This is a genomic window from Calderihabitans maritimus, from assembly GCF_002207765.1.
GTDB classification, from domain to species: domain Bacteria; phylum Bacillota; class KKC1; order Calderihabitantales; family Calderihabitantaceae; genus Calderihabitans; species Calderihabitans maritimus.
Genome location: NZ_BDGJ01000143.1, coordinates 1 through 252 on the forward strand (window position 1 = coordinate 1; position 252 = coordinate 252).

Annotated in this window: 1 protein-coding gene; it reads left to right on the forward strand. The window is 48.0% G+C overall.

Features of this window, described 5'->3' with window-relative positions:
• Window positions 1–252, forward strand: a 252-nt coding sequence (locus tag KKC1_RS11595; protein WP_088554614.1) for a cyclophilin-like fold protein, incomplete at both ends; no start/stop codon positions are given.

The following is a 252-nucleotide window of genomic DNA, read 5'->3' on the forward strand; positions in this document are numbered from 1 at the left end:
AAAAGGATCAAAATTATCACCGCTAAGGTCCAAATGGAAGCTCAGCTAAATGACACGGAAACGGCCAAATCCATCTGGGAAAAGCTGCCGATCAAGGGAAAAGTAAACACCTGGGGAGAAGAGATTTATTTTGAAATTCCCGTCTACAAAGGGCCTGAAAACCCTGTCGAAACCGTCGAGGAAGGCGACCTGGCCTACTGGCCGAGCGGCCGTTGCTTTTGTATCTTTTTTGGGAAAACCCCCGTCTCTACA